This window comes from Rhodopirellula bahusiensis (genome assembly GCF_002727185.1).
GTDB lineage: Bacteria > Planctomycetota > Planctomycetia > Pirellulales > Pirellulaceae > Rhodopirellula > Rhodopirellula bahusiensis.
The window spans coordinates 480,799-506,244 of sequence record NZ_NIZW01000002.1; the positions used below are offsets into that span (position 1 = coordinate 480,799).

Genomic DNA, 25,446 nt, shown 5'->3' on the forward strand with positions numbered 1-25,446 from the left:
GCCGGACTGGTGCGAGTGAGAAGTCATTTCCGCGACGGTGGGCTTGTTCGCGTCAAGCCGATGGGATCAAAGCGAGTGCAGCGTTTCCTTTTTCTTGCCTAAGTTCCCGAGATGGCCAGGTTTGACACCGGATTTGCTAGTAATCGCAATCCAGATCACGAATCATTTTCGCGGCAACCGTGGAAGGGGGGTTCGATCTCTCTTGGCAACCTGTAACGATAGGGCATCTTGAGAAGTTTTGGAGTCCCGCCATCCATGACGGTTGTGCGGTAAGCAAGGATGCCCCCCTGACGAATTTTGACCTGTCGTCAAAGAAACGCCATCATGCTTTCCATCCACCTAGCAGAGTTATATGCTAGGACGAAAGACGACCCAAACTCACTATCCTGCCCCGGCGAGCCAAACAGTTTTCGAGTTGCCCACCTGATCGGCCCACCGCCTGAGACCGTATGTTACGCAAATCAGATATCGCTGATTCAACGACGCGCGAGCCCAATGAGACGCGATGGAAATCGCTCGCTCATTTGCTCGTTGATCGTGCCGCGCGGAATCCCGATCGTCCGGCGCTGACGTTTCTGACTGACGAATCGCTGGATGGGACGGACGAAGGCCAAACTTTGAGTTACGCCGAATTGCACCGGCGTGTCCGTGCGGTCGCAACGCGATTGCTGCGAGAGACGGGAGTGAAGGCTGGCGATCGAGCGATGTTGCTGTTCCCGCCCGGCTTGGAATTCATGATCGGATTCATGGCCTGCGAGATGGCTCGTTTGATTCCGGTCCCGACCAGCTATCCAAAACCTGGTCGCGCGATGCCACGGTTGGACACCTCGGTGGCGGATTGCGGACCATCGGTTCTGATCAGCGACCAAGAAACCATTGCCGGGATTGATCCGCACCGAGTGTCGCCAGAGACGGCCGCTTTGCCGAAGGTTGCGACTGATGCATCGATTCAAGACGACTTGTCCACACCAGAGTCCTTTGATGACTTGCCGCTCGACGAGATCGAAGCCTCTGATTTAGCTCTGTTGCAATACACCAGTGGGTCGACGAGTGATCCGAAGGGCGTGATGGTTTCGCACGCGAATTTGCTGAGCAATTTGGAGTCGATTCGGCACGCATTCGGGATCGAGTGGTCGGACGATGACGGTGACGATTTTGAACGCGGTCTGTTTTGGTTGCCTCCGTTCCACGACATGGGATTGATCGGCGGAATTTTGGAACCGTTGTACGTCGGCGGTCATGCGATCTTGATGTCGCCGCGATCGTTCTTGGCTCGGCCGATGCGTTGGTTGCGAGCGATCTCGGATTACAAAGCGACGATCAGCGGCGCTCCAAACTTTGCGTATCAATTGTGCGTGGACCGAGTGGATGCCGCGCAGGCGGAGTCGCTTGAGCTGAGTGGTTGGAAACTTGCGTTTTGTGGTGCTGAACCGATCATCGCTGACACGCTGCAGCAGTTCACGGATCGATTCTCCGACGCTGGGTTTGGTGGCGAAACGTTCTGCCCTTGTTACGGATTGGCCGAAGCAACGTTGATGGCAGCCAGTTGCCGGTCCGGGCATGCACCCAGCCTGTTGGACGTCGACAGAGATGAATTGACTCACGGCCGGGCAAGTGTCATTCGGCACACGTCGCTCAATCGTACGTCAGCCGAAGACGTGGCTGATCCGATGTCAGAAGATGCCAATGTTCGTCAATTGGTGAGTTCAGGAAACGCCGCTCACGCGATGACCGTGTTGGTGGTGGACGAGGCAACGAAACAAGAACAACCAGACGGCGAGATCGGCGAAATCTGGTTGGCCGGTCCTTCCATCGCGTCGGGATACTGGAAACGCGAAGAAGTCAACGCGGAAGTGTTTGGTGCAACGTTAGCCGACGGGGATTCGTCAGAGAAGTTCTTGCGAACTGGCGACCTTGGCTTCGTTCACGACGGCGAAATCTACGTCACCGGACGCAGCAAAGATGTCGTGATTTTGCGTGGTCGAAACTTGTTCCCGCAAGACATCGAAGCGACGGTCAAAGGTTTGTTGCAAGCCAACGTGTTGCAATGCGCGGCCGTTGCCACGACCGGGCGAACCGGCGATGCGTTGACGGTTGCCGCCGAAGTTTCGCGGCACGTTGATTCAGAAGAATTGCCCGACATTGTGCGTCACATTCGACGTGCGATCATCGATGATCACGAAGTCGACGCCCGTCAAGTGTTGATCACACGTCCCGGCGGGATCCCGCTGACGACCAGCGGCAAAGTCCAGCGTCAGCAGTGCCGGGCAATGATCGAAGGCGGCGAGCTAGCGGCCCGTTACCAATGGTCTCGCAATCGGTTCATCGACGATTCGGAATCGGTGGCGCTGCCGGAGTTGCCGACCCGCGTGACTCGAGAAGAGATTCCCGAAGCAACCGAACAAATCACGGCGTGGTTGCTGGCTTGGTTGTCAGGACACAGTGGCGAGCAGATCCATGAAGATGGTGAACGTCCCGTACGAAACACTTCGCTGACGCCAGAGACCCCATTCGCGGAAACTGGCATGGATTCGTTGACCGCAGTCGAACTGAGCAGCGAGCTGGAAGATTGGTTGGGGATTGAGTTGACACCTGTGTTGGCATTCAACTACCCGACCTCATCGCGGTTGGCGGCTTACTTGGCGGAAACGTTGGCGGGTGGTCCCGAACACGACGCTGCCGTAGATGAATTCGATGGCACGGGCGGCGACATTCAATCGGACATCGAAGCGTCCGATTTATCGCCGGAAGAACTGGAAGCCTTGCTGAGCGAAATCGAAAACGATTCTTAAAGTGAGACTCCGCCTCTCACCTTGTCTGTCCGCTAGATGCACCACCATGTAGGCCATGTCCCACATGGCGACCGTGTTGGGGGCTCGTTCGCTGTTTGGAATGCTGTCGATGTGGCGAATGATCCGGAACGCGACGATCGCCAGGTGGAACCTGGCCTACGGTGGGCATCGACAGAGTAGAACATTTGTCCCCAAATGTTTGCGTGCGTGGTGTCTGTTGTCGTGCCACATGACGCGGTCGTTGTTGAGCGTTCAGCGAGTCCGGTGTGATCCCGCGTTTCACCTTGCCAGGTGGAACCTGGCCTACGGGTTGGGGTGTGGTTTTTGGCGGATTTGACTGGCCAGCATGACGGCGATCCAAACGGGCAACCACATGGCGGCGGCGTCGGAGAAGCGTCCGATCGGCGGGCTGGTGAGCGACACAAACGCGATCTTGAACAGCCAGTAGCTGAGTGCCAACCAAGTCAATGTTGCCAGTCCGGCGCGGTTGGATGCATGCTCGCGAAGTGAATCGGTCGTCTTCATTGGATTGAATCGGATCGATGCAACACAGGCGGCGACGGCCAGCCCCATGGTGACGACAAAAAAGATCGGATGCATCAGCATGTCGGCCACCGATCCCCACACGCCACGCCGGATCGCCAACGCAATCCAACGCAGATAGCGAAGGGGATAGCCCCGAACGATCGTGCTATCGAGTTCTGCAAGCATTCGGTGTTGCTCGACTCGTTGCAATCCAGGTGACTTGTCGGAAACTTCCGGAGTCCGCTTCGCGACAGCTTCCGCGGCTGGGATCACAACCATGTAGGTCATCGCGTCCCAGCGATTTTCAATGGTCGTGTACGAGTCCGCTCGCGGGGCCGCATCGGCGATCCGACGGAGATCCAATCCATCAGCGGCGACGCGGTCACCGGCTGCCATCTCGATGCGGCGATCGGCGATCTCTTTTCCGAGTTCGCCCAGTTGGTCGGGCAAGGCCTCGAGTTCTTCTGCGTCGAGCAACTGAGTCGTCACGGCGGCCATGTTCTGGTGACCAAAGGGAAGCACGCCGAAGTCATCGACTGTCACCCATCGAAACGTGCACCAACCAAGCAACGCGATCACGGGCAACGCTCCAATTCCGATCGCTTCGACCCAACGTCGAGAAAACGTGACGCCCGGACGCACGAAAACGCTGAGCATCAACCAGGGGATCAGAAACAAATAGGCAGGACGGATTGCAATGACCAGCACCGTCATCGTGCCCAAGACGACGCACCGACGTGGCGTCAAACCAGTTCGCCAGACTCGCAGCAGCCCGATTCCGATCATGGCGGCCAACGACATCGCGGGAGCGTCGGTTGCGATCGTGTTGACGTGATCCCAGAACGTGCAACCGATTGCGAAGGCACAGCACGCAACGACGACCGTTCGACGCGAGAAATTCCAGGCCGCCAGTTCGACTGCCGGCCAGCCGACCGCGATGGATTGCAGAGCGATGTGAAGAACGACCAACGCTTGCATCGCGTTCTCGTTCGCCAGCTTTTTTGTGAGCCGCACGATCACCGGGTAGCCCGGCGTTCGGATTTGAGTGGCGACGGCTTCGGCAGAGCTGAATGAGTATTCGGTGTAGCTGGGGGAGTCAGGAACCAAATGGGGTGCGAACCGATTGGTCGTCCAACATGTCCCCATCAAGATGACAAAGGCGGCCAGCGTTATCAGAGCGAAGTGTTTCATGCGAATTAGCTTAACCTGACGGCGGTTGAACGCGATGAGTCCTCATTGCCTCATTCCAAGCGTTCGTGCTCTCATTCGCCCGGATTTGCAACTTCGCTCGACTGGGAACCGGACTTGGTGTCGCCTCTTTCGAATTCTTGGCGAATCCGGCACCATTTCTTCCCGGATCACTGAGCGACAACGGTTCTACTTTGCTGCCGCTTCCTGACGAAAATTCACTCCCACCGAATCATCCCCCTCATGATCTCCGCGCTCAAGGAAGTTCTTCGCGTTGCGGTTCCGTTGATGGTCAGCACCGGCATGTTTTCGCTGGTTTTGTTCGTCGATCGAACGCTGTTGCTGTGGCACGAGCCTTCTCAGATGGGTGCGGCGATGGCGGCCGGCAACCTGTTCTGGGTGTCCGTTTGTGTATTCGTTGGCATCGCGTCGATGACCAGTGCGATCATCAGCCAGTACATCGGTGCGGACCAACCCAAGCGAGTCGGCCAGCTGCTGTGGCAGTCGACTTGGTTCGCACTCGCGACGCTGCCGTTTTTCATTTTGGTGGGAAGTTTTGGTGAGTCTCTGTTTCAGTTCACGGACCAGCCCGAGCATCTGATTCCGATGCAGGCCGCTTACTTCCGCATCTTGATGTGGGGGGGTGCGGGTGAAGTGTTGCAAACGGCTCTCTCAGGTTTCTACAGCGGAACGCACCGGACTCGCACGATCATGCTGGTGTCGCTCGCGTCCGGTGTGCTGAACTTGTTGTTGGACGTCTTGTTGATCTTTGGCGTTGGTTCGCCCGATCCCGAGACTGGTTTGCGGTTCATGGAACTGGGCATCGCGGGAGCTGCGATCGCCAGCACGCTGTCGTTTTGGTTCAAAGCGGTTTGTTACGCGGTATTGCTGATGAAACCCGTCGAGCGAGAACGCTATGGCATTTTGCGTGGCATTCGAATCAACCGTCGAATGATGAAGCGGTTGATCTACTTTGGTTTGCCGGCCGGGTTGATGTACGTCACCGAAGCGGGAGGCTTCACCGTCATCGTTTTGCAAATTGGTCGACTCGGCGACGTCCCACTGCAAGCCACCACGATGGCGATCAACTTCAACATGATCGCGTTCATCCCCTTGGTCGGAATGTCGATCGCTGCATCCGTTCTGGTCGGCCAACATCTCATTCGGACTGGGCCGGGGCCCGCGATCCGCTGTGTGATTGCAGCCTTGATCGTTGGTTGGGCCTACTCGTTGGCCTGGGCGGTCGCGTATGTGTTCACGCCCGGCGGCTTGATCGCTCTGTATTCCTTGTCGCCAACGGGAGTGGACAGCGAGGTTGCGTTTGAGATCGCCGAAAAACTTTTGGGCTTCGTTGCGATCTACGTGATTCTGGACGCGACACAATTGATTTTGGCGGGAGCACTTCGCGGGGCGGGCGATACCTGGTTCGTGTTGTTGGCTGGGCTGGCGGTGTCGTTTGGGGCAGTGATTGTGGGTGCGGTGTGGCAACCTGTCGCGGCCCGTTTCCAAGACCCGGACGGCCAAGCGGCGGCCTTAGCGGCGTTGGATTGGTGGTGGTGGGTGATTACGGGTTGGGTCTGCACCCTCGCAATCGTCATGGCCGGACGTTTTTTGCAAGGCAGATGGCAACGGATGCGGATGGTTTGATTCCACCACTACGGTTTTCCGAGACGCATTGCTAAACTGTTGGCCGCTCAGCACTATTCGGCAATTCGACAACAGGAAACATGCAGTGACTGCGGATATCTTCGGCGCACGCGAACAATTTGAAACCGGATCCGGCTCTGCAGCGATGTATCGCTTGGAGGCCCTCCAGAAACGAGGCTTGGGGCAGATCGACCGCTTGCCGTTTTCGATTCGCGTGCTGTTGGAAGCCGTGTTGCGAAATTGCGACGGTTTTCAAATCAGTGAAGACGACGTCAAGAATCTCGCCGGCTGGGACGCGAAAGCGGTGGCTCCTCACGAAGTGCCGTTCAAACCTTACCGCGTTGTACTGCAAGATTTCACGGGTGTTCCCGCCGTCGTCGACTTAGCTGCGATGCGTTCTGCCATGGAACGAATTGGTGGCGACCCGAACAAAATCAATCCGTTGATCCCCGTTGACCTGGTGATCGACCACTCCGTGCAAGTCGACTTCTTCGGCAGCGACGGAGCGCTCGTGCAAAACGTCGAGCGTGAATTCGAACGCAACAAAGAGCGTTACGAGTTCCTCCGCTGGGGACAACAAGCGTTTGATAACTTCGGCGTGGTTCCGCCCAACGTTGGGATTGTTCACCAAGTCAACTTGGAATACCTCGCTCGCGTCGTCGCGATGGGCAAAGACGAACAAGGCCCCGTGGCGATGCCCGACACCTTGGTCGGCACGGACTCGCACACGACCATGATCAACGGTTTGGGCGTGTTGGGCTGGGGAGTCGGCGGCATCGAAGCCGAAGCCAACATGCTTGGCCAACCGCTCTACATGTTGATGCCAGAAGTCATCGGTTTCGAGCTGACCGGCGAATTGCCTTCGGGTGCAACCGCGACCGACATGGTGTTGCGAGTCGTCGAGATCCTGCGTGCCGAAGGCGTTGTCGGGAAGTTTGTGGAGTTCTTTGGAACGGGCATGAACGCAATGAGCGTTGCTGACCGAGCCACGATCGCCAACATGGCGCCCGAGTACGGTGCCACGATGGGATTCTTCCCCGTCGATGATTTGACGCTGCATTACATGCGTCAAACCGGACGAAGCAAAGAGAACGTTGAACTGGTCGAACGTTACTGCAAAGAACAGGGACTGTTCCGTTTGGATGACGGCCCGACGCTGAACTACACCAAGACCGTTTCGCTTGATTTGTCGACGGTCGAACCCAGCTTGGCCGGTCCAAAACGTCCGCAAGACCGTGTGCCGCTCGCGACGATGAAAAAGGCGTTCAACGAGTCGTTGACGGCTCCCGTTGGTGCATCCGGATTTGGACTTGCTCCTGAAGCACTCAGCCGTACCGGGCACGTTTCGAACAACGGTGCCAGCTCCGATATCACACACGGTGCTGTCGTAATCGCCGCCATCACTTCGTGCACGAACACGTCCAACCCATCGGTGATGGTTGGTGCCGGATTGTTGGCCAAGAAGGCTGCCGAGCGTGGTTTGACGGTCCCGTCACACGTGAAAACGTCGCTGGCTCCTGGTTCGCGAGTCGTGACGGATTACTTGAACAAAGCTGGTTTGTCCGAGTCGCTCGACAAGCTCGGTTTCAACACGGTTGGCTACGGCTGCACGACTTGCATCGGCAACTCGGGGCCTTTGCCGGAACCCGTTGCAGCGGCAATTCAAGAAGGCGACTTGATCGCTTCGGCGGTCCTCTCCGGCAACCGAAACTTCGAAGGCCGCGTCAATCCGCTGACGAAGGCCAACTATTTGGCCAGCCCACCGTTGGTCGTCGCGTACGCTTTGGCCGGAACGACGGACATTGACCTGAACACTGAACCACTCGGCAAAGACACCAACGGCGATGAAGTGTTCTTGAAGGACGTGTGGCCATCGGCCGATGAAATTCGCGACACGATCGCGTCTTGCATCCAACCCGAAATGTTCACCAACGAATATGAAGCCGCCGTGTCGGGCAACGACATGTGGAACGCAATTGAAGCGGCCGGCGGAGCCCTCTACCCGTGGGACGAAAAGAGCACTTACATCCACCACCCACCATTCTTGGACAGCGTCACCGCGGAAGCCGTGCCGGACATTGCTCCGATCAAGGGAGCCAAAGTGCTGGCACTTCTCGGCGATTCGGTCACGACTGACCACATTTCGCCTGCCGGAGCAATCGCGACCGACGGACCTGCCGGACGTTACCTGCAGGAAAACGAAGTGCCAATTCGCGAATTCAATTCGTTCGGTTCGCGTCGCGGGAACGACCGAGTGATGGTGCGTGGAACGTTCGCCAACATTCGCATTCGCAACCAGTTGGCACCGGGCACCGAAGGCGGTGTGACACGTTACTTGCCAACCGGCGAAACGATGAGCATCTACGACGCGTCCATGAAGTACCAAGCTGACAACGTGCCATTGGTCGTGTTGGCTGGCAAGGAATACGGAACCGGCAGCAGCCGTGACTGGGCTGCGAAGGGGACGATGATGTTGGGCGTCAAAGCCGTCATCTCGGCCAGCTTCGAACGTATTCACCGCAGCAACTTGGTCGGGATGGGGGTGTTGCCACTGGAGTTTGCCGACGGCAATTCGTGGCAGTCGCTCGGTTTGACCGGCGAAGAAAGCTACGACTTCGATGGCTTGTCCAACGACCTGGAACCTCGTTCGTTGATCACCGTCGTCGCGACAGCGGCGGATGGCAAAAAGACCGAGTTCGAGTGCCGCGTTCGCATCGACACCCCGGTCGAATTGCAGTACTACCAGAACGGCGGCATCCTGCCGACGGTTCTACGAAACCTCCGCGGTTGATTCTGGCGTCGAGCTGAATAGCAAGTGATCCATCGCGCCCCGCTGCATCTGCTGTATCTCAACGTGCTCGTCATTGCGACGTGCGGGTTGATCTACGAGCTGCTGGCGGGGACGCTGGCGAGCTACCTGCTGGGAGATTCGGTCACTCAGTTCTCGTTGATCATCGGTGTCTATCTCTCCGCGCTGGGATTTGGGGCTTGGTTGTCTCAGTACGTGACTTCCAAGCTCGCTCGAGTGTTTATCGAAGTCGAGTTGGCCCTCGCGTTGTTGGGTGGTTTTTCCACGCCACTTCTGTTTCTCGCCTTCCCGATGATCGAGTGGTTCCAGTGGCTGCTCTTTGGCAGCGTGATCGTGATCGGCACGCTGGTGGGTTTGGAACTTCCGCTGTTGATGCGGATTCTGAAAGAGCATCTCGAGTTCGAAGAACTCATCTCACGAGTCCTCGCATTTGACTATCTGGGTGCCCTTTTCGCCTCGCTGTTGTTCCCGATCTTTTTGGTGCCCAAGCTGGGGCTGAACCGGACCGCGATTGTATTTGGTTTGCTCAACGCATTGGTGGGGCTTTGGGGGACGTATTTGCTGCGTCCTTTGCTTGCGAAGAAGGGTTTGGATGGTCTTCGAGGGCGAGCGTTCTTGGTGATTGGATTGCTGATCGTCGGGTTCATCAAAGCCGATTCGATCACCAGCATCGCGGAAGAGAACACACTGGGCGGCCGCATTGTCTACGCCGACACCTCGCCTTATCAACGCATCGCGGTGACTCGCAACGACAAAGGTTTCCAGCTCTACCTGAATGGTCACTTGCAGTTCAACAGCGTCGACGAATACCGCTACCACGAGGCTTTGGTGCATCCGGTCATGTCCGTTTGCGAGGACGCACGTCGAGTCTTGGTGCTGGGTGGCGGTGACGGTTTAGCGGTTCGCGAGATTCTACGATACGACCATGTTGAGTCGGTCACGCTGGTGGATTTGGACCCGGCGATGACGCGGTTGGCGACCCAGTTTGAACCGCTGGCGGAACTGAACGGACGATCCTTGGAGATGGCCCGGGTCACGGTGGTCCATCGGGACGCTTTTTTGTGGGTGGGAGAAGGCGACGAGCAATTCGACGCGGTCGTGATCGATTTTCCTGATCCAGGCAATTACTCGATCGGGAAGCTGTATTCGTCGCGTTTCTACAATTTGCTTCGAGAACGGATGACGGAAGACGCCGGATTGGCGATTCAGTGCACCTCGCCGCTGGTTGCCCCAAAGTCCTACTGGTGCATCCTGCGGACGATGCAATCGTCTGGCTTTGACGTCACGCCCTACCATGCACCCGTGCCGACGTTTGGGATCTGGGGGTTTGCTTTGGCGCGGATTGCTCAGGATCCGGACTCGGATTTGAATTGGCGTCTGCCACCCCAGCTTTCGCCGGAGATGACTGGTTTACGATATCTCACGCCTTCCACGATGGCGAGCCTCTTTGATCTGCCCGCGGATCAACAACCACAGGACGTCCCGCCCAATCGCCTGAACGATCAGATCCTCGTGCGTTTGTACGACGAAGAATGGGGCCAAAACCAGTAGCCGAATTCGCCAAGAATTCGGTCCCTACGAGAGTAGAACAATTGTCCCCAATTGTTCCCTCGGGCATCGCTCTCGGTCGTGTCTGGTTGCTAGCCGAATTGACGTGTTGATTCAAGTTGAAGTTGCACCCCATTCGCGCTGAGCGTCTCGACTTCGCCAACCTCGCACGCAAAAAGGTCGTGCAGATCTAAATGCTGTGCCGGCAGCGTCTTGAGAACCCCGCCCGCGCAGGAGGTCGTGCAGTTTTTAAATTGTTGTATTGCCACGCGTTTATCATCACCCTCCCCTTGGGAGGGTCGAGCGAAGCGAGGGGAGGTCTCAGCATTGAATCCGGCGCGTAACCCTCCCCGGCCCGAAGCGGGCCGACCCTCCCAAAGGGAGGGTGAAATAAAACTGCACGACCTCCGAAGTTGGGAGGGGACGGAAAGCGAGCGTTCAGCGAGATTTCCTGGGGAGGGCAACCCGCGCCGTTTCCCATGCTCGGCCCTCACCTCGCGTACGCCTGAACGGCGTCGCTCTCCCCAAACTGCGTTTCAGGAGAGGTGCGCCGCGTGAAAACCCGACAAAATGCCGCACCAGAAAACTGCTCGACCTCCTAGCAGTTGGGGACAACGGTTCTGCTCTGGGGGAAGTCCGAATTCTGGCGAATCCGGCAACCAACCGATCAGGTCATCAGCGACGTCACTGCCTGTGCTTTGACCAACTCGCGGGGTTGGTTGAGGTGGTTGTAGACGATCGTTTCCGGGTCGATGCCGAAGCTGTGGTAGATGGTGGCGAGCAACTCGGCAGGATGGACCGGGTTGTCGACGGGGGCGGAGGCGGTTTTGTCGCTCTTGCCGTAGACGAAACCTCGTTTCATGCCGGCACCAGCGACAACGGCGGTGTAGCAATATGGCCAGTGATCGCGGCCATCATCGGAATTGTTGTTGCCAGACGTGCTGACGCCTCGTTGCGGGCTGCGACCGAATTCGCCGACGGCGACGACCAAGGTCTCTTCCAACATGCCGCGTTGGTCCAAGTCCTCGATCAACGTCGTCAAGCCATTGTCGAGCATCGGAGCCGATTGGTCTTTCATCCGTTTGGACAGCCCCGAGTGATGGTCCCAGGAATGGTTGTCGCTGTTGGCGACCTTGGGCCAGATCACTTCCACGACTCGCGTGCCGGCTTCGACCAATCGACGAGCGAGCAAGCAGCTTTGGCCAAACGAATTGCGTCCATAGGCGTCACGCAAAACGTCGTCTTCCGCGGACAATTGGAAAGCGTCGCGGGCCCGACCAGACAGGATCAAAGAAAGGGCTCGATCGTAGTTCTGGTCGAGTTCGAATTTCTCGACTGCCTGATTGATGACCGGCATCTGTTCGTTGAGTGCCTGACGCAAATTGGCACGTCGCTGAAGGCGGACATCGAACACTTCATCGCGAAGCGACAAGTCGTCTGTTCGGATTTTTTGAAGCTTGTCCATGTCCATGTCATCGCCAGGCGGATACAGCGTGTATGGATCGAACGCTTTGCCCAGGAACCCGGCCGTGCCGCCTTTGCCGACGACGTTGGATTCTTGCAGTGGTCGCGGCAGCATGACAAACGGCAACATCGGCTCGTCGAGCGGTTTCATCTTGACGATGTTGCTGCCGAAGTTGGGGAAGTCCTTCGGCGAAGGTGGCTCCAGCTGTCCCGAAGGGCTGACCTTGTCGGTCGTGTATCCCGTCATCATTTGGTAGATCGCCGCGGTGTGGTTGAACAAACCGTTGGGCGTGTATGACATCGAACGGATCATCGTGAACTTGTCGTTGACTTGAGAAAGTCGCGGAAGGTTCTCGGTGAATTTGACGCCGGGGATCTTGGTCGAGATTGGCTTGAACTGACTTTTGACGTTGTCGGGGACGTCTTCCTTTGGGTCCCACAGATCCAAGTGACTCGGGCCGCCTTGCAAGTAGACCATGATGATCGACTTGGCTTTGCCCCAACCGGGGCCGCCGCCGTGGTGCACGTTGGCACCGCCACTGGCCTCCGCAGCTTTGGTCTGGTTCGATTGCAACTGCATGATTGTTGGCAGTGACAATCCGAACAACGATGCGCCGCCGACTCGCAAGAACGCACGCCTGGTTTCGCCCAAGTGAGGGTCGCAGAGATCTTTGGCACGCGGGCCTTTGAAAGACAACATTGTTTTCTCGAAGGTTGGTGGCGAACGAATCAGTGGTTGAACAAGAAGGCGGGCGAATTGACGAGAGCCCAGACCAAGTCTTCCGCCGCGGTGAGGCGGATGCTGGCGAGTTGCGTCTTGGACCGTTCCACGTTGGCTCGCAATTCAATCAGAGCAGGATCAACCGGCGTTTCGGTCTCAAAGCGTTTGCGCCGTTTCTCGAGTGAGGCAATCTGCTCGTCTTGCGGCAGCGGACGTTTGGCCGTGTTCACCGCGTCGCGAGTCGCCTTCAATTCAGGACTGATGGTCGAGATGTACTGATTGATCGTTTTCGCGAGTGCCTCGCCGCGTTGTTCGGCGGGCGTTCGCTCTGCGGCGGCAAAGGTTTCGGAGAGTCCCAGTGGGATTTCGCCTTCGGCCGTGGTCACGCTGATCCGGAAGCGACCCAGTTGATGTTCCTTCGCGTTGTGGTTCTGGGCCAATTCAAAACGCAGGCGGGTTTTGCCTTCGGATGCGATTGGTTTGGCGAATTGGAACGTGGCCCAGTGTTCGTGTCCGTTGGCACCGGAGACCGCCCACGCCGATTGGTTGCCAGCGTTTCCATCGAAGGTGTTTTCGATTTTGAAACCGTTCTGCAAGAAGTCCGCCGAGGCACGAGCAATTTTGACGGCTGGCAAATCTTTCGGCTTCGCTTCCAGGTCCGAACCCGCTTTGACAGTAATCTCGGTGACCACAAAGTTGCCCGCTCGGCCGGGGCCGTTTTGTGGCAGGCTTGGGTCGGTCAACGCTTCGACACGGAATCCCGTGATGCCGGTCAGATGAGTTTCAAACTCGACGATATAGGATCCATTGCCCTGCTTTCCGCTGGCCAGAACGCTGCGGTCGGGTTGGACGGTCAACGTCGCTTGGTTGGAGGCGGACAGTGAGGTGGGAGTCAGTGGGTGCCATTCGGTATCGGCCTTCTTATCGGCCAAAAATTTATCAACCAGTTCAGGCAGACGGGCTTCTTGTTCGGCGAGCTTTTTCGCAGCGTCTTCGATCTTCTGTTGACGCTCCGCTTCCATCTTCGCTCGTTCATCAGCAATCGCAGTTCGGCGAGCGGCGATGTCGTCGGCGAGCTTGGTCAGCATCTCCTTGCGGCTCGCTTCCAATTTGGGAAAGCGTTCCGTCCAAGCGGCTTCTGCGTCGGCCAATCGTTTGACCAGCGTTTCATGATCCCCGCCGATTTGCGAATGAATCGATGCAAATGCGGCTCGTTCTTGTTCGGACGGATAACGGCCGAGTGCTCGCAAAAAGATCTCTTCGGTGACGGCTTCGTCGGTCGAGTTTTCGGCGACGATTTTTTCGAGTTCGTTCTTGGGGTCACTGATGGCGGTTCCGATCGTTGGGCCGCTAATCAACGCCATCACTGGTCCAAGTTGCAAGTCGGTGCCACGTTCGCATTCACAAGCGGTTTCGCGAACGGGGCGGCCGAGGTTGGCTAGGAAGCCATCGGTCAGTGCGACGCCGGAGTCGGTCGCGGCGGCGGCTCGTGTGCCCGCGGGCATGCCCGGGATTTGGCTGGTCGCACCCGTCAGCGAATGCACCGCGTCGTAGATGACTTCGGCGGGCAATCGTCGAGGAGTCGCGTGGGAGTAGTTCAGATGGTCATCTTCGTTCCATTCGTTGGACTGGACCGACAACTGATAAGTTCGCGAACTGACGATCAACCGCATTAAGTGACGGGTGTCAAAATTGGAACCGATGAACTCGTCGGTGAGGTAGTCCAGCAATTGCGGGTTGGTCGGCGGGTTGCCGGCTCGAATGTCGTCGATTGGTTCGATCAGGCCGACGCCGGTCATGTATCCCCAAACGCGATTGACGTAGGAACGAGCAAAGTAGGGGTTGGTCGGATCTGTCATCCACTCGGCGAGTTCTTCCCGCCGCGTCGGTGAATCGCTGGAACTTGAAACCAACGTTTGATCGTTGGGTTGAGCGACTTGTGTCTGATGTTGAGCAGGTTCAGGGACGGCATTGCCGGCCAATTCATAAGGGAACGAAGGCACAACATCTTCACCGGTGCGAGCGTGCTGGACTTCCGAGTCAGCCGAGTCGGCGATGATCTCGAACAGCGGTGTCGCACCTTCGACCGCCGTGCCGCCGATCTTTTTGTTGCCCGATTTGGGATCCTTCTTCCGGTCGACTTTTGCGAAGTAGGCGGCAAGTTCGTAGTACTGGTCTTGGGTCCAGCGTTCGAACGGATGGTCGTGGCACTTGTTGCAATTGAAGCGGATTCCCAGGAACAAATGCGTCGTGTTTTCCATCGTGTCCTCGGGGGTCCGGAGGACTTTGTAGTACGACGCAGCGGGATTGGTTTGGTTGGAACCGGATGCCGTCAGGATTTGATAGGCGAATTCGTCATAAGGGCGATTCTCTTCGACCGCCTTTCGAATCCAATCGCGATAAAGTTTGGTGCCTTCGACACCGAGGAACTTTCGGTTGACCTGCAGCAGATCGGCCCACTTGTTCGTCCAGTATTCGACAAAGTCTTCGTTGCCGATCAAGCGATCGATGACGGCTTGGCGTTTGAGTTTGCTGGGCGTTTCATCCGCCAGGAATTCGCGAACGGTTTGGCTGGATGGGGGCAACCCGGTCAGGTCCAAGTGCAAGCGACGCAGGAAGGTCGCGTCGTCCGCGACTTCGCTGGGGACGATCTTCATTCGGTCCCATTTCTGAGCGACCATTTCGTCGATTCGGCCCCAGGTTTCCACATTCGCTTGTTCATACCCGGAACGATCGCCCATCACGGTCAGCGTCGTTGCAGCGTAGGCACCTTCGAATCGAGCCAGCACGGGAGCTTCCCCGCGGCGAACGGCACTGAGCATGCCACCGGCTTCGGCGGTGGCGACTTCGGTGTTACCAGAGCTGACGAATGCCTCTTGCGTGACATCACGCGAATCGCCGTTGGCGTAGGTCGCGACGATGCGGACTTGTTGGTGAGCGTCGGTGGATTGAACCACCGGGTTCTTGGGAAACACTTCCAACGATGAGACGCGGGGAGTTTCCAAATCGAGTTTCGAACCGTCGGCGATCCAGCGATGCAGCACCGCGTGATAGGGATCGCCCTTCTTCATCAGCGTTCCGCCTTCGTGAGGCGTGATGCCCAGCGGTTTGCGGAGCATCATTGAGTCGTCGGGAGCGGACGGGTTGATGCGTCGCGCGGCCAAGTCATCCGTCAGGGCTCGGATGTCGAAGATCGGATCGTAACCGCGAAGCGACAGCCGGAATCCGTTCTTCCCCTTCTGGGCTCCGTGGCAGGTTCCTTGATTGCAACCCAAGCGAGAAAGGACCGGATTGACGTCGCGAATGAAGTCGACGGAGGCATCGCCTTGACCGGTGATCTCGATCGGCAGCGTGTGTTGGTGCGATCTGAGTTTGACCGTGACTTCTCCAGTCGCATCGTGTTGCGGTCGAATCAACCCGCTCGGTGACGCCACGTAGTCTTCGGATCCGGTGATCTCGATTTGCCGCGTGACGTCGACGGTGGAACCATCGGCGAGCGTCCCGATCGCGACCAGTTGCACGTAGTCGTAAGGTGACGTCAGCGAGATGGATTCGGGGACGACGGAAAGTTCGACCAGTTCCGACGAATTGACCGGCGATTCGGAAGGTAAATCGTCAGTTTTGGCGGTGGATGTGAAGTCCAGCTCGCGATCGGTCCCGCTAGGACCTTCGCCCTTGGCGGAGTGGCGCAAGCCGCCCGGTGCAGTGGAACCGGAGGGCTCGCGCCCTTCCGCTAAAGACTGCGGCACCGCGTGAAACGTTCGAACGAGTTTGCCGGTTGGATCAAGGTGACGGATCTGGCCATCGTTGGCGGAGACATACACACTTCCGTCGTCAGCAAGTTCGATTGCGTAGGCCGCGGCGTTGGGCAATTCAAAATGGAGCGTTTGTGTGACGGGGGCATTGACTGCTTCGTCGACGACTTTCTTTCCGTTTCTGGATCGATTGGCGACTCGTTTGCCGAGGATCGTTTTCAGCAGATCAGTCAATTCGCCGGTGAAGTCGTACTTCCAAACTCGCAGTTCCGAATGGCCATCGATCGTGGCAACGGCGGCGATGTGCGTTCCCGTGGAATTCACAACGACTTGGCGGATGCGACCGTTGAGACGCGGCAGGTTTCGGATCAAATTCGCATCGTCACCGATTTGACGTTTCGTTTGTCGGAAGACTCGGTAGACCTTGGTCACGCCATCGGCACCACCGACAACGATCTCATCGCGAGTCGGATGCATTGCGACGCTGGAAAGGCCGCCGGACAAGGCACCGGGGGTGATCGAAGTCACGTTGTCGATGAAGCGTTCCGTTTCGACTTCGGTCAACTTGCAAGTCATGTCGCGAGCGACGGAAACCAGGTGCTTTCCATCGGGCGTGAACACCGTGTCACGAATCCAGTCCTCATGGGCACCTTGGAACAAGACTTGTTCGCCCGTCGATGCGTCGAGCGCTCGCACGGTGTTGTCGTTGGCTCCGATGGCGATCTTGGTTCCGTCGGGCGACCATGACAAACCGGTGATGGTGTCGTAAGTGATCAGGCGAGACAGTTCCAGTTCGCCGGTGGATGCGTTCCAAATCTGAAGTTCACCCAGTTCGCCGGGCGTGCCACCTGCCGCGGCGATGCGTGAACCGTCCGGTGAGAAACGGACGGAGTTGATGCGAGGCGACATTCCAACCAAACGCGATTGCATTTCGCTGGTCTTCGGATCGATCAGGCAGATCTCGTGGTAGCCGGCGACCGCGAGCGAGGTCTCGTTGGGCGAGAGGTCCATCGATGGCAAGGTTGGCGCACCGGCGTAGACGGGCGGATGGTCCGCATCAAAACGTGGTCCGGCGGACTCGGGTGAGTCGTTCTTCGCACCTTGGTCGATCCATCGCCGAATCGTGTCGACTTCCGTTTCGTGCAACGGTTTCCGAGGAGCCTTGGGCATCTCCGCGACGCCATCGTGCGACGTGATCAACGAAACCAAATTACTCGACTCGGAATCACCGGGAACGATCGCCGCGTCACCGCTTTCGCCGCCGCTCAACATCCCGGAGAAGTCGGTCATGACGTATTCGCCGAGTTGCTTGGCACCTTGGTGGCACCCGAAGCAGTTGGCTCGCAAGATCGGCAGGACGTCGTCGTGATAGCTGATCGTTTTTGAATCAGCATCTAATTTCGAACCCGCGACCGAAGGGGCAATTTCGGTCGCATCGGGTTCGTCCTCTGCCAAGATCGGTGGGGCGCCGATGGCAGAGAAAAAGAAAAGTCCCACGACGGCTAGGTGGGGAAGTGGGGATCGCGGTGTCCGAATGGACAACGAGACCAACGAAATATCTGTCACGACGAATTTCCTTCCAAGCAACTGCAAGGGGACGAAAAATCATCGCCGATCCGAATCGATCTCGGGGAGAAACCGATTTGGTAGCCGTGTGGGGGTGGCAGGCGGGAACGGGGTGGATCCCCGCATAACCACAGATTACTGACGGTTGGCCCGTTGGTCAAGGAAAGCGGACGCGGGATTTGTCCGAAAAAGTGGCATCGGCTTCCCGGCTATTTTGGCAAACGCCACTGTTCCCGCGTACAACCAGGGCGAACGCTGGATTGTCCAATGTGTGGTGTTGACGCTCCGACAACAGATGCTGCTTTTCTTCCGGCTTATCGATGAATCAAACCGCTGACGGGAGCCACAAAGACAGGCTCGCGGATCGCGGGGACGGACGATTGGTCGTTCAAGTCCAATGCGTCGGCGGCTGGGTCTTGCACGGGTTCAGGAAGTTCCGGCGTGATCGCTTCCAATTCGTCGGGTGAAGGACGGTGCAGCGTCTCGGCTTTTTCCAATTCTTGTGCGACTTCGGTCATCAACACTGGTTCCTGGTACCGATCAGCGTCGTTGGGGTCGGTGGCGACCGAACGACGCGGGCCGACCGTCAAAACTTCCCAGGGTTTGGGATAGAAGTAATGTTGCTCGACTCGTTCAGGCGGGCAGTGCTTGCCGTGCACCGCGCCTTTGATTCCGTTGTTGTCGTACAGTCCTAACGCATCGGCTCGCTGCCACGCCCGTGCTTCTTGGCTGGACGGAGCGATGAACGCTGCCGTCTTGCCACCCATATAAGTCGGCCGGTTGTATTGGCGGCGATACGATTCCGGCATCCGGCTGCCGACGGGCCCGATCACATCGATCCGTTGAGCTCCGTCAGGCCGCAACAACGGAAATGGCCAATCGGCTCGGCACTCGTTGCTGGCCCAACCAGCCAACATCACGACCAACAAAACGGGAATCGACGTGTGAAGTGGGGTGACTTTCATATGACTGGCGGCACTGCATCCTGCGAAACCGAACGAAGTAAACGTCGCACATCCTTCGCGACATCCTTCGAATCGTCGTGATCGATCGGTTCGGTACAACGCGTTCGCACTTTCGCGCGTCGCAACCAACAGGCAATCTTCTCGGCTCAGTCAATCTGTCCGGCTTGCGGCAAGTTCACCGACCAGTTTCGCAATCAGTGGGAAAGCAACGTCAGCAGCTTTCAACTGAATATATTTCATGGATTCATCAGCACAGCCGATGTGCGTTGTCCACGGGCAACAGCGACGAACCGAACGCCAACGCGATGCGGCTGGTTGGATTGGCAGCTCGATCGCCACCGCTTTTCGAGACGGCCCGTCAATCGATTTGCAGGCTGCTGGCCAGCAACGATGCCATTTCTCGACCGGCGTAACACGACCGCTCGTAGTAATCCACTTCCGAGTGAGCCTTGCCGACGGTGGGTGAGCAGTCCCGCGAACGCACCGGCAGTGGCGAACCGTCATAGCGAGCCGCGAAACGGGTTGGGCCGGTGTATCCGAGCGCCGACGTGCCACGGATTCGTGACAGCAACCAGTAGTTCTTGAGAATCGCGTCGCGGCGGTTGTACAGCAGCACCAGGCGATTCATGTTCTGCGTCGCGAGACGGTGGTACCCATGAGGTGTCAACCAATCGCTCTGGATGGCCGGGGCGAGCAACCCGACGTCCAAGTTGGCTGCCAACACGGGCTCTTCATTCAATCGTCGGCGTCCGATCGCGCCACCCGCCAATGCATGCAGGCTGCCGGTGACGATCCGGCCACCGAAACTGAAGCCAATCAGCGAAGTTGGCTGGGCGGCTTCGACATGACGACGCAACAACCAAGCCAGGTACAAACCTTGGGCATCGGTGCGTTCCGCTTTGATCCGCGCGTCGGAGATCGCAAACGTTTCGCGATCGCTCTGCCAACTCCAAATCACAAAATCCATCGGCAAGTGCCCACAACGATTGGATTCCAATTCGCGAGCAACGCCCATCCCGCGTTCGATGGCCAGCGAAGCGGAGCGTCGGTTGCCGTGCACATAAATCACTCGCGGGCGATTCGGCGCGAACGTCCCGAGGTATTCATCGAGACTGGATGGCGTGATTCGTCCGCAGCGATCCAGGCGTGAGATGCGAAAGTTAGGATTCTGCAGGTTGGCTCGGCAAGCAGAGCTGGTGATGTGCCGCGTGCTAATCAACCAGTAGCGATCGCTGGTCAAGCATTGCTGCAGACTGGATGGCGACGGAATCGCGAAGGAGTTCGATGGAATCATCGAGGACGGTTGAAACGTCGGGGCGATCGACTTGCTGGAGACAAACGTTTCGGAATCGCCCAGTTCGTTCTCCGCGTTCCGCTCAATCTCTTCGGCTCGTTCCAGCTCAGCAACTTCTGTTGCCGCGATGGTTTCGGTGGAAGTCCAATCGCTGGATGCGGGCAATGCGAGCGGCTTGGAGAACCCAGTCGAATCGAGCAACAGCGGCTGACCCGCATTAGCGATCGTCGCTTGCACCGCGAACGCAATGCACAGCGTGATGCCCAGTGCGATGCTGGACCGCACGGAAACGATTGCATGCGGCAGCACACTTCGTCTGGCGGTGGGACAGGAAAGGGAACCGGATGATCGGCCGTTGATGAGGTTGGTCATCAGCGACTTGCGGTCGTTGGGGTGAGGGAGCTGCATCATGCGAACAATCAAATGGGTCGTATGAATCGTGCGGGGCGTCCAAGCTACCACAGCCCTTCTGAAGGTGGGATGTGGCGTTTTGTCAACAAATTGTTGCCCAAAATTAGCGTGTTGCGTTTGCACAACACGCAGAGCGTCCTACTTTTGAGTGGTCTTGATGCCAAGGCCAACGTTTAGGCTCGGTTTGTCCGTTAGGTCCACCTTGCCCGATCCGCCTGCTTTGCCAGTCAAGGAAACTCTGATGTCTATCCGAACTCTAACGCTCCTGACGATCGTGACGGTCACCGTTACCTCGACCGGCTGTTCAGGAATGAGAAACTTCTTCTTCGGCCGCGGTGCAAACTGTGGTCTTTGCAATCGCGTCGGTGCCGTTGGTCGCGCCGTCAACCCATTCGCTCCGCCACCGGCACCCGCCGCTGGTGGTTGCAACACTGGTTCATGTGGTTTGTTCAATCGTGGGCCCGCCGTCGCGGCACCCGCGGTCATTCCACAGCAACCTGTGTACGCTCCCGCACCTGCCTACGTTCCTTATGCAGCACCCCAAGCCTCGGCCGGAACCTGCACGACTTGCCCAACGACGCAGGCCTACGTCGGCGATGGTTGCGGCAGCGAGTACAGTGCCAGCATGCCAGGTTACTACGAAGGCTCGGTCGACCCGTATCTCGGCAGCGGCACGCTCGGCTACGGCGAAACCATCGTCCCCGGCAGCGGCTATCCCACCGATGGATACGGCGGAGCCATCCAAAGCGACTCGTTCGCACCTCGATCCTACCGATCGAATCGAGTTGACTCGCAAGGCGACGTGATCATCCACGCCGACCCACTGCCCCCCGGCGCCCAACTGGTCGACTGATCCAACCATCGCAACCAAATCGTAGCTGGCTGGGGCCTCCCAGCCAGCCGAGCGCAAACTCACGGTAGAGACCACCGTGCTACAAATCTAGCCACCGCCGATTGATCTTGAGGCGTGGATGGGTTGGCTGCGATGGTGAAGTGGGATGGGAGAAATCCGTTTTCCCACGTCCACCCTACTTTTCGAAGTCTCGCTCTCAAAAGCCCTGTTCGCCGCATCGTGACCCAGATCGATCGCTACGTCCTGATCCTCTTTTTGCGCACCGTTTGTGTGTGCTTTTTGTCGTTGGCGGGCATCTTCATCGTGTTTCACGCCTTCACGGCGATGGACGATTTGATCGCCCAGTCAAAAGTGGGCGATTCGTTGCCGCTGGTGCTGGCCAAGTTCTACGGGCCGTATTTGCTGCTGCTCTTCGACATGACTGGCACGATCATCACGCTGATGGCGTTCTTGTTCACCGCGGGATGGCTTCGCAGAACCGGAGAGCTGACCGCGACGTTGTCCGCCGGAGTTTCCCACGGACGCATTCTTCGTCCGATGGTGATCGCATCGCTGGTCATCATTTCGGTGCAGCTCGCCAACCGCGAATGGGTGATCCCCCGTTTTCGCGACTCGTTGACGATGAAAGCCAAGAACCTGTCCGGTGACATCGAACAAGCCGTGATGCCGACTTACGATCAGTCGTCCGGGATTTTGATCGAAGGTGACAAATTGCGAACGCTCGGGCGAGTCATCTCGCGTCCGAACTTTCGACTCTACAGCGAGTACGCTGGGTTCGGCGACGTGTTGCTGGCCCGCGAAGCGATCTGGTGGGACCCAGTGGCGATGGCGGAATGGCGATCCGAAATGGGCCCGACCGAGCAACCACAATCGACGACGGCTTCATCGCAGTTGGCTTCGATCGACGAAGCGGCATCGGGTGTCGATGGCAAGCGAACCAGCTGGACTGATCTGGCGGGCCGAACTGGCATGCCAGACATAACAGGGTATTTGCTGCGTGGAGTTCGGCGTCCCGAGCAACTTGGCGATGTCCCCTCGGTGGGCCTTGCGTCGAGAGAAGACTTGGTGATTCTGACGCCAGCGGATCAACCTTGGTTGGGGCCGACAGAGTGCTTCGTCGTTACCAGCATCCACCCCAACATGCTGCAAACGCAAGACACTGCGACGAAGCTCGCATCCGTGATGGAATTGGCTGGCCGAGTTCGCAACCCAGCCGTCCACAGCAGCATGGCACTGCGAACCACAACCCACGAACGCATCATCAGAGCTCCGTTGGACTTCGCTCTGATTTTGTTGGTGCTGCCAATGGTGGTCAACCGCCGCGGCCGCAAACTGTTTGTGTTGATCGGATCCGCGGTGGGTTTGATCATCGGATTCTTTGCTTTAAAGACCATCGCGAGCACACTGGGCGGAAGCACCAACTTGATCACGCCCGGCATCGCCGCTTGGATCCCGTTGTTGATCATCGGACCGCTGGCTTATTCACGTCTGCGTCATGTCCAGACGGTCTAATGAAGCTCAGCGTCATCGTTCCGACTTGGAATGAAGCGGCCAATATCGAGGCGTGTGTATCCTCCGCTTTGCAATGCGGTGCCGCGGAAGTCATCGTGAGCGATGGTGGAAGCCAAGACGAAACCATCGCCATCATCGATGCCATGAACGAACCCCGCGTGCGTTGGTTGCGTTCTCCTTCAGGTCGCGGCGTGCAGTTGCGAGCGGCAGCCGAACAAGCGACCGGCGATCTGCTGTTGTTCCTGCACGCTGACAATCGTTTGCCAGTCGATGCCCTGGAGCAAATTCGCGAGGCTGACTGGCCGGAGTGGGGTGGGTTTCGTCAGAGAATTGAGGCGGGTGGTTTTCGATATCGATTGCTCGAATGGGGAAACGCCTGGCGGGCACGAGTCCGGTCGAACCTCTTCGGCGACCAAGCGATCTTTGTTCATCGCGAGTTGTACGAGCGAGTCGGTGGTTTCGCCGCGGTTGGACTGATGGAAGATGTGATGCTCTCGGCGGAGCTTCGCAAGCAGACGCCCGCGACTCTGTTGGCTGGGCCGGTAGCGGTTGACCCACGGCGATGGCAGCAACGCGGCGTCATCCGCCAGACGTTGCTGAATTGGCGGATTCAACGAGCATTTGCCAGGGGTGCGTCACCGGATGAATTGCGGCGGATCTACGACGCCTGATTGAACGTTTGATCCGATGACGCGGGATAAAGGTGCCGCAAGCTTTGGCCGGGATGGGCGAAGTCTGCGGCCATCTGCAGCCAATTCATGGGTTTCTAGCCTGCTCGATTTGAGCATGCGTGAGTTTGTGATGAATTCTTGAGTGGATCTGCTCCCCTCTCGGGTGTGGTGATCGCTGAAAGCATCCAAATCCTTCAACCCACTGAAAGCCCATGCCTGTACTCTTGATGATCAATCTCAAAGGCGGAGTTGGAAAAACCGCGTCGACAGTCGCAATCGCAGAGACATTGGCGGAGGAAGGGTTCAAGACTTTGGTAATCGATGCGGATCACCAAAGCATGGCGGGCGAGTTGTTGCTGGGCGAGAAGAGAATGCTTCAGTGCGAGAACCGCAAACGCACGCTTCACGATGTCTTCTTGGATATGTGCGATCCGGATTTTGAGGTCGATGACCTTCGATCGTTCATCTCGGAACAGACATCCAATGTCGCGACCGTGCACGACTTCTTGGATGTGATCCCGTGTTCGTTTCGGATCGATGACTTTTACAGCAACGCCTTCCGCTCCAAGCGTCGTGCGGGTTTGTTCCAAACCGAGCGAGAGTTGTTCACACAGATCAAGAAGCAAATGCCTGGTGCGAAGAAGTGGCTCAACGAACTGTATGACTTTGTGATCGTCGATTGCCCGCCGAGCATCGCGATGCAAGTCAAAATGTTCTTGCGGATCGCGGATGGCTGCGTGATTCCATCGATCCCAGATCAATTGTCGGTGCGTGGCTCAGCGAACCTGGTCGATCGGCTCAAACGCTTTCGCGTCGACACGCTCGGCACACTATGGACGTTGTATCGTCAACAAACACCTCTGCACCGTGCAATGGTTGCGGAACCGTATTCGATGCTACCAACACCATTCGAATCCGTTATCCCCAACGCGGCTCAATTGGCCCGGGCCGTTGACCCGCGCGAACTGAGCAAACCGCTACCGAACTGCGATGCCAAGTACGGACGCCAATTCGCAGCCCGCTACCGAGAGCTGTGCGGCGAAATCATTTCCCGACTTCGTAACTTGGATGTACCCGTCAGCAACCGACAGGAAGAGCTGATCTGTCTTTGAAGTTGATGTCACATCGATGGCCGGCGTAGCGTTGGCAAATTCCGAACATCAGCCAATGGTGTTCGATCGCCCGCTGGCCAGGTATGTCCCACCGGGAAGCCGGGCGATGGGCCATTGGCACAAGCAGATGACACGCGTTGTGCCAGTAATTTCTCAATGAAGCAACTCGGGGTGACACCGGACGGCTCGCGCCATTCCGCTACCAGTTTTAGCGGCAGGGCGCGAGCCCTCCGGTTCGGCCAACTACAGGTTTCAAGCCTGAAAAACCACTGACCAACACGACACCATTCAAATCGTCAATCAAACTGGCTCCGGAGGAGTCCGCATCAGTAGCTCGGGGCGGCATCCCCAAGTACTGATAGTTTTGCAATGAAGCAACTCGGGGTGACACCGGACGGCTCGCGCCGTTCCGCTACCATTTCTAGCGTCAGGGCGCGAGCCCTCCGGTTCGGCCAGGTACAGGTTTCAAGCCTGACAAACCACTGGCCAAGACGACACCATTCAAATCGTCAATCAAACTGGCTCCGGAGGAGTCCGCTTCAGTAGCTCGGGGTGGCAACCCCGAGTACCGATCCATCAGACGCCGCACCGCCCCGGACGGGGCCGTCGCAAT

General features: G+C 57.7%; 13 protein-coding genes. 8 read left to right on the forward strand and 5 right to left on the reverse strand.

Going from position 1 to position 25,446, the window contains the following annotated elements; all coding sequences use genetic code 11:
* Positions 1-449 precede the first annotated feature (449 nt).
* Complete coding sequence (locus tag CEE69_RS04500) at positions 450-2,792, forward strand: AMP-binding protein (protein WP_099259515.1); 2,343 nt, start codon at positions 450-452, stop codon at positions 2,790-2,792.
* A 303-nt stretch (positions 2,793-3,095) separates the two neighbouring features.
* On the opposite strand, the gene CEE69_RS04505 is transcribed toward CEE69_RS04500, so the two are convergent.
* Entirely contained in the window at positions 3,096-4,508 is a 1,413-nt protein-coding gene (locus tag CEE69_RS04505; protein WP_099259516.1) for a hypothetical protein, read from the reverse strand.
* A 240-nt stretch (positions 4,509-4,748) separates the two neighbouring features.
* Here CEE69_RS04505 and CEE69_RS04510 point away from each other — a divergent pair, with 240 nt between their 5' ends.
* From CEE69_RS04510 to CEE69_RS04520, 3 genes are all read left to right on the forward strand, one after another.
* Positions 4,749-6,152: an MATE family efflux transporter gene (locus tag CEE69_RS04510; RefSeq protein WP_099259517.1), complete on the forward strand. Its 1,404-nt coding sequence runs from the start codon at positions 4,749-4,751 to the stop codon at positions 6,150-6,152.
* Between the two features lie 85 nt (positions 6,153-6,237).
* The gene (gene acnA / locus CEE69_RS04515; protein ID WP_099259518.1) at positions 6,238-8,943 is read left to right on the forward strand and encodes an aconitate hydratase AcnA; all 2,706 of its coding nucleotides are present in this window, start codon (positions 6,238-6,240) and stop codon (positions 8,941-8,943) included.
* A gap of 24 nt (positions 8,944-8,967) precedes the next feature.
* Positions 8,968-10,512 carry a polyamine aminopropyltransferase gene (locus CEE69_RS04520; protein ID WP_099259519.1) on the forward strand — a complete coding sequence of 515 codons (1,545 nt, stop codon included), beginning with the start codon at positions 8,968-8,970 and terminating at the stop codon, positions 10,510-10,512.
* A 664-nt stretch (positions 10,513-11,176) separates the two neighbouring features.
* On the opposite strand, the gene CEE69_RS04525 is transcribed toward CEE69_RS04520, so the two are convergent.
* From CEE69_RS04525 to CEE69_RS04545, 4 genes are all read right to left on the reverse strand, one after another.
* Positions 11,177-12,673, reverse strand: coding sequence for a DUF1501 domain-containing protein (locus tag CEE69_RS04525; protein ID WP_099259520.1), 1,497 nt, complete (start codon positions 12,671-12,673; stop codon positions 11,177-11,179).
* Positions 12,674-12,702: 29 nt separating this feature from the next.
* Complete coding sequence (locus CEE69_RS04530) at positions 12,703-18,042, reverse strand: DUF1549 domain-containing protein (RefSeq protein WP_099259521.1); 5,340 nt, start codon at positions 18,040-18,042, stop codon at positions 12,703-12,705.
* Between the two features lie 287 nt (positions 18,043-18,329).
* The gene (locus CEE69_RS04535) at positions 18,330-18,980 is read right to left on the reverse strand and encodes a hypothetical protein (RefSeq protein WP_099259522.1); all 651 of its coding nucleotides are present in this window, start codon (positions 18,978-18,980) and stop codon (positions 18,330-18,332) included.
* A 358-nt stretch (positions 18,981-19,338) separates the two neighbouring features.
* On the reverse strand, positions 19,339-20,685 hold the full coding sequence (locus tag CEE69_RS04545) for a hypothetical protein (RefSeq protein ID WP_199169788.1): 1,347 nt from the start codon (positions 20,683-20,685) through the stop codon (positions 19,339-19,341).
* Positions 20,686-20,995: 310 nt separating this feature from the next.
* On the opposite strand from CEE69_RS04545, the gene CEE69_RS04550 reads away from it, so the two are divergent.
* The 4 genes from CEE69_RS04550 to CEE69_RS04565 all read left to right on the forward strand — a co-directional run bounded on the left by CEE69_RS04550 (position 20,996) and on the right by CEE69_RS04565 (position 24,833).
* Positions 20,996-21,538 (forward strand): hypothetical protein, encoded by a 543-nt coding sequence (locus tag CEE69_RS04550; RefSeq protein WP_099259524.1) that lies wholly within the window; start codon positions 20,996-20,998, stop codon positions 21,536-21,538.
* Between the two features lie 219 nt (positions 21,539-21,757).
* Positions 21,758-23,050: an LptF/LptG family permease gene (locus CEE69_RS04555; protein ID WP_099259525.1), complete on the forward strand. Its 1,293-nt coding sequence runs from the start codon at positions 21,758-21,760 to the stop codon at positions 23,048-23,050.
* Positions 23,050-23,721 (forward strand): TIGR04283 family arsenosugar biosynthesis glycosyltransferase, encoded by a 672-nt coding sequence (locus CEE69_RS04560; RefSeq protein ID WP_099259526.1) that lies wholly within the window; start codon positions 23,050-23,052, stop codon positions 23,719-23,721. Before CEE69_RS04555 ends, CEE69_RS04560 begins: the two co-directional genes overlap by 1 nt.
* Positions 23,722-23,933: 212 nt before the next feature.
* Complete coding sequence (locus CEE69_RS04565; RefSeq protein ID WP_099259527.1) at positions 23,934-24,833, forward strand: ParA family protein; 900 nt, start codon at positions 23,934-23,936, stop codon at positions 24,831-24,833.
* The last annotated feature ends 613 nt before the right edge of the window (positions 24,834-25,446 follow it).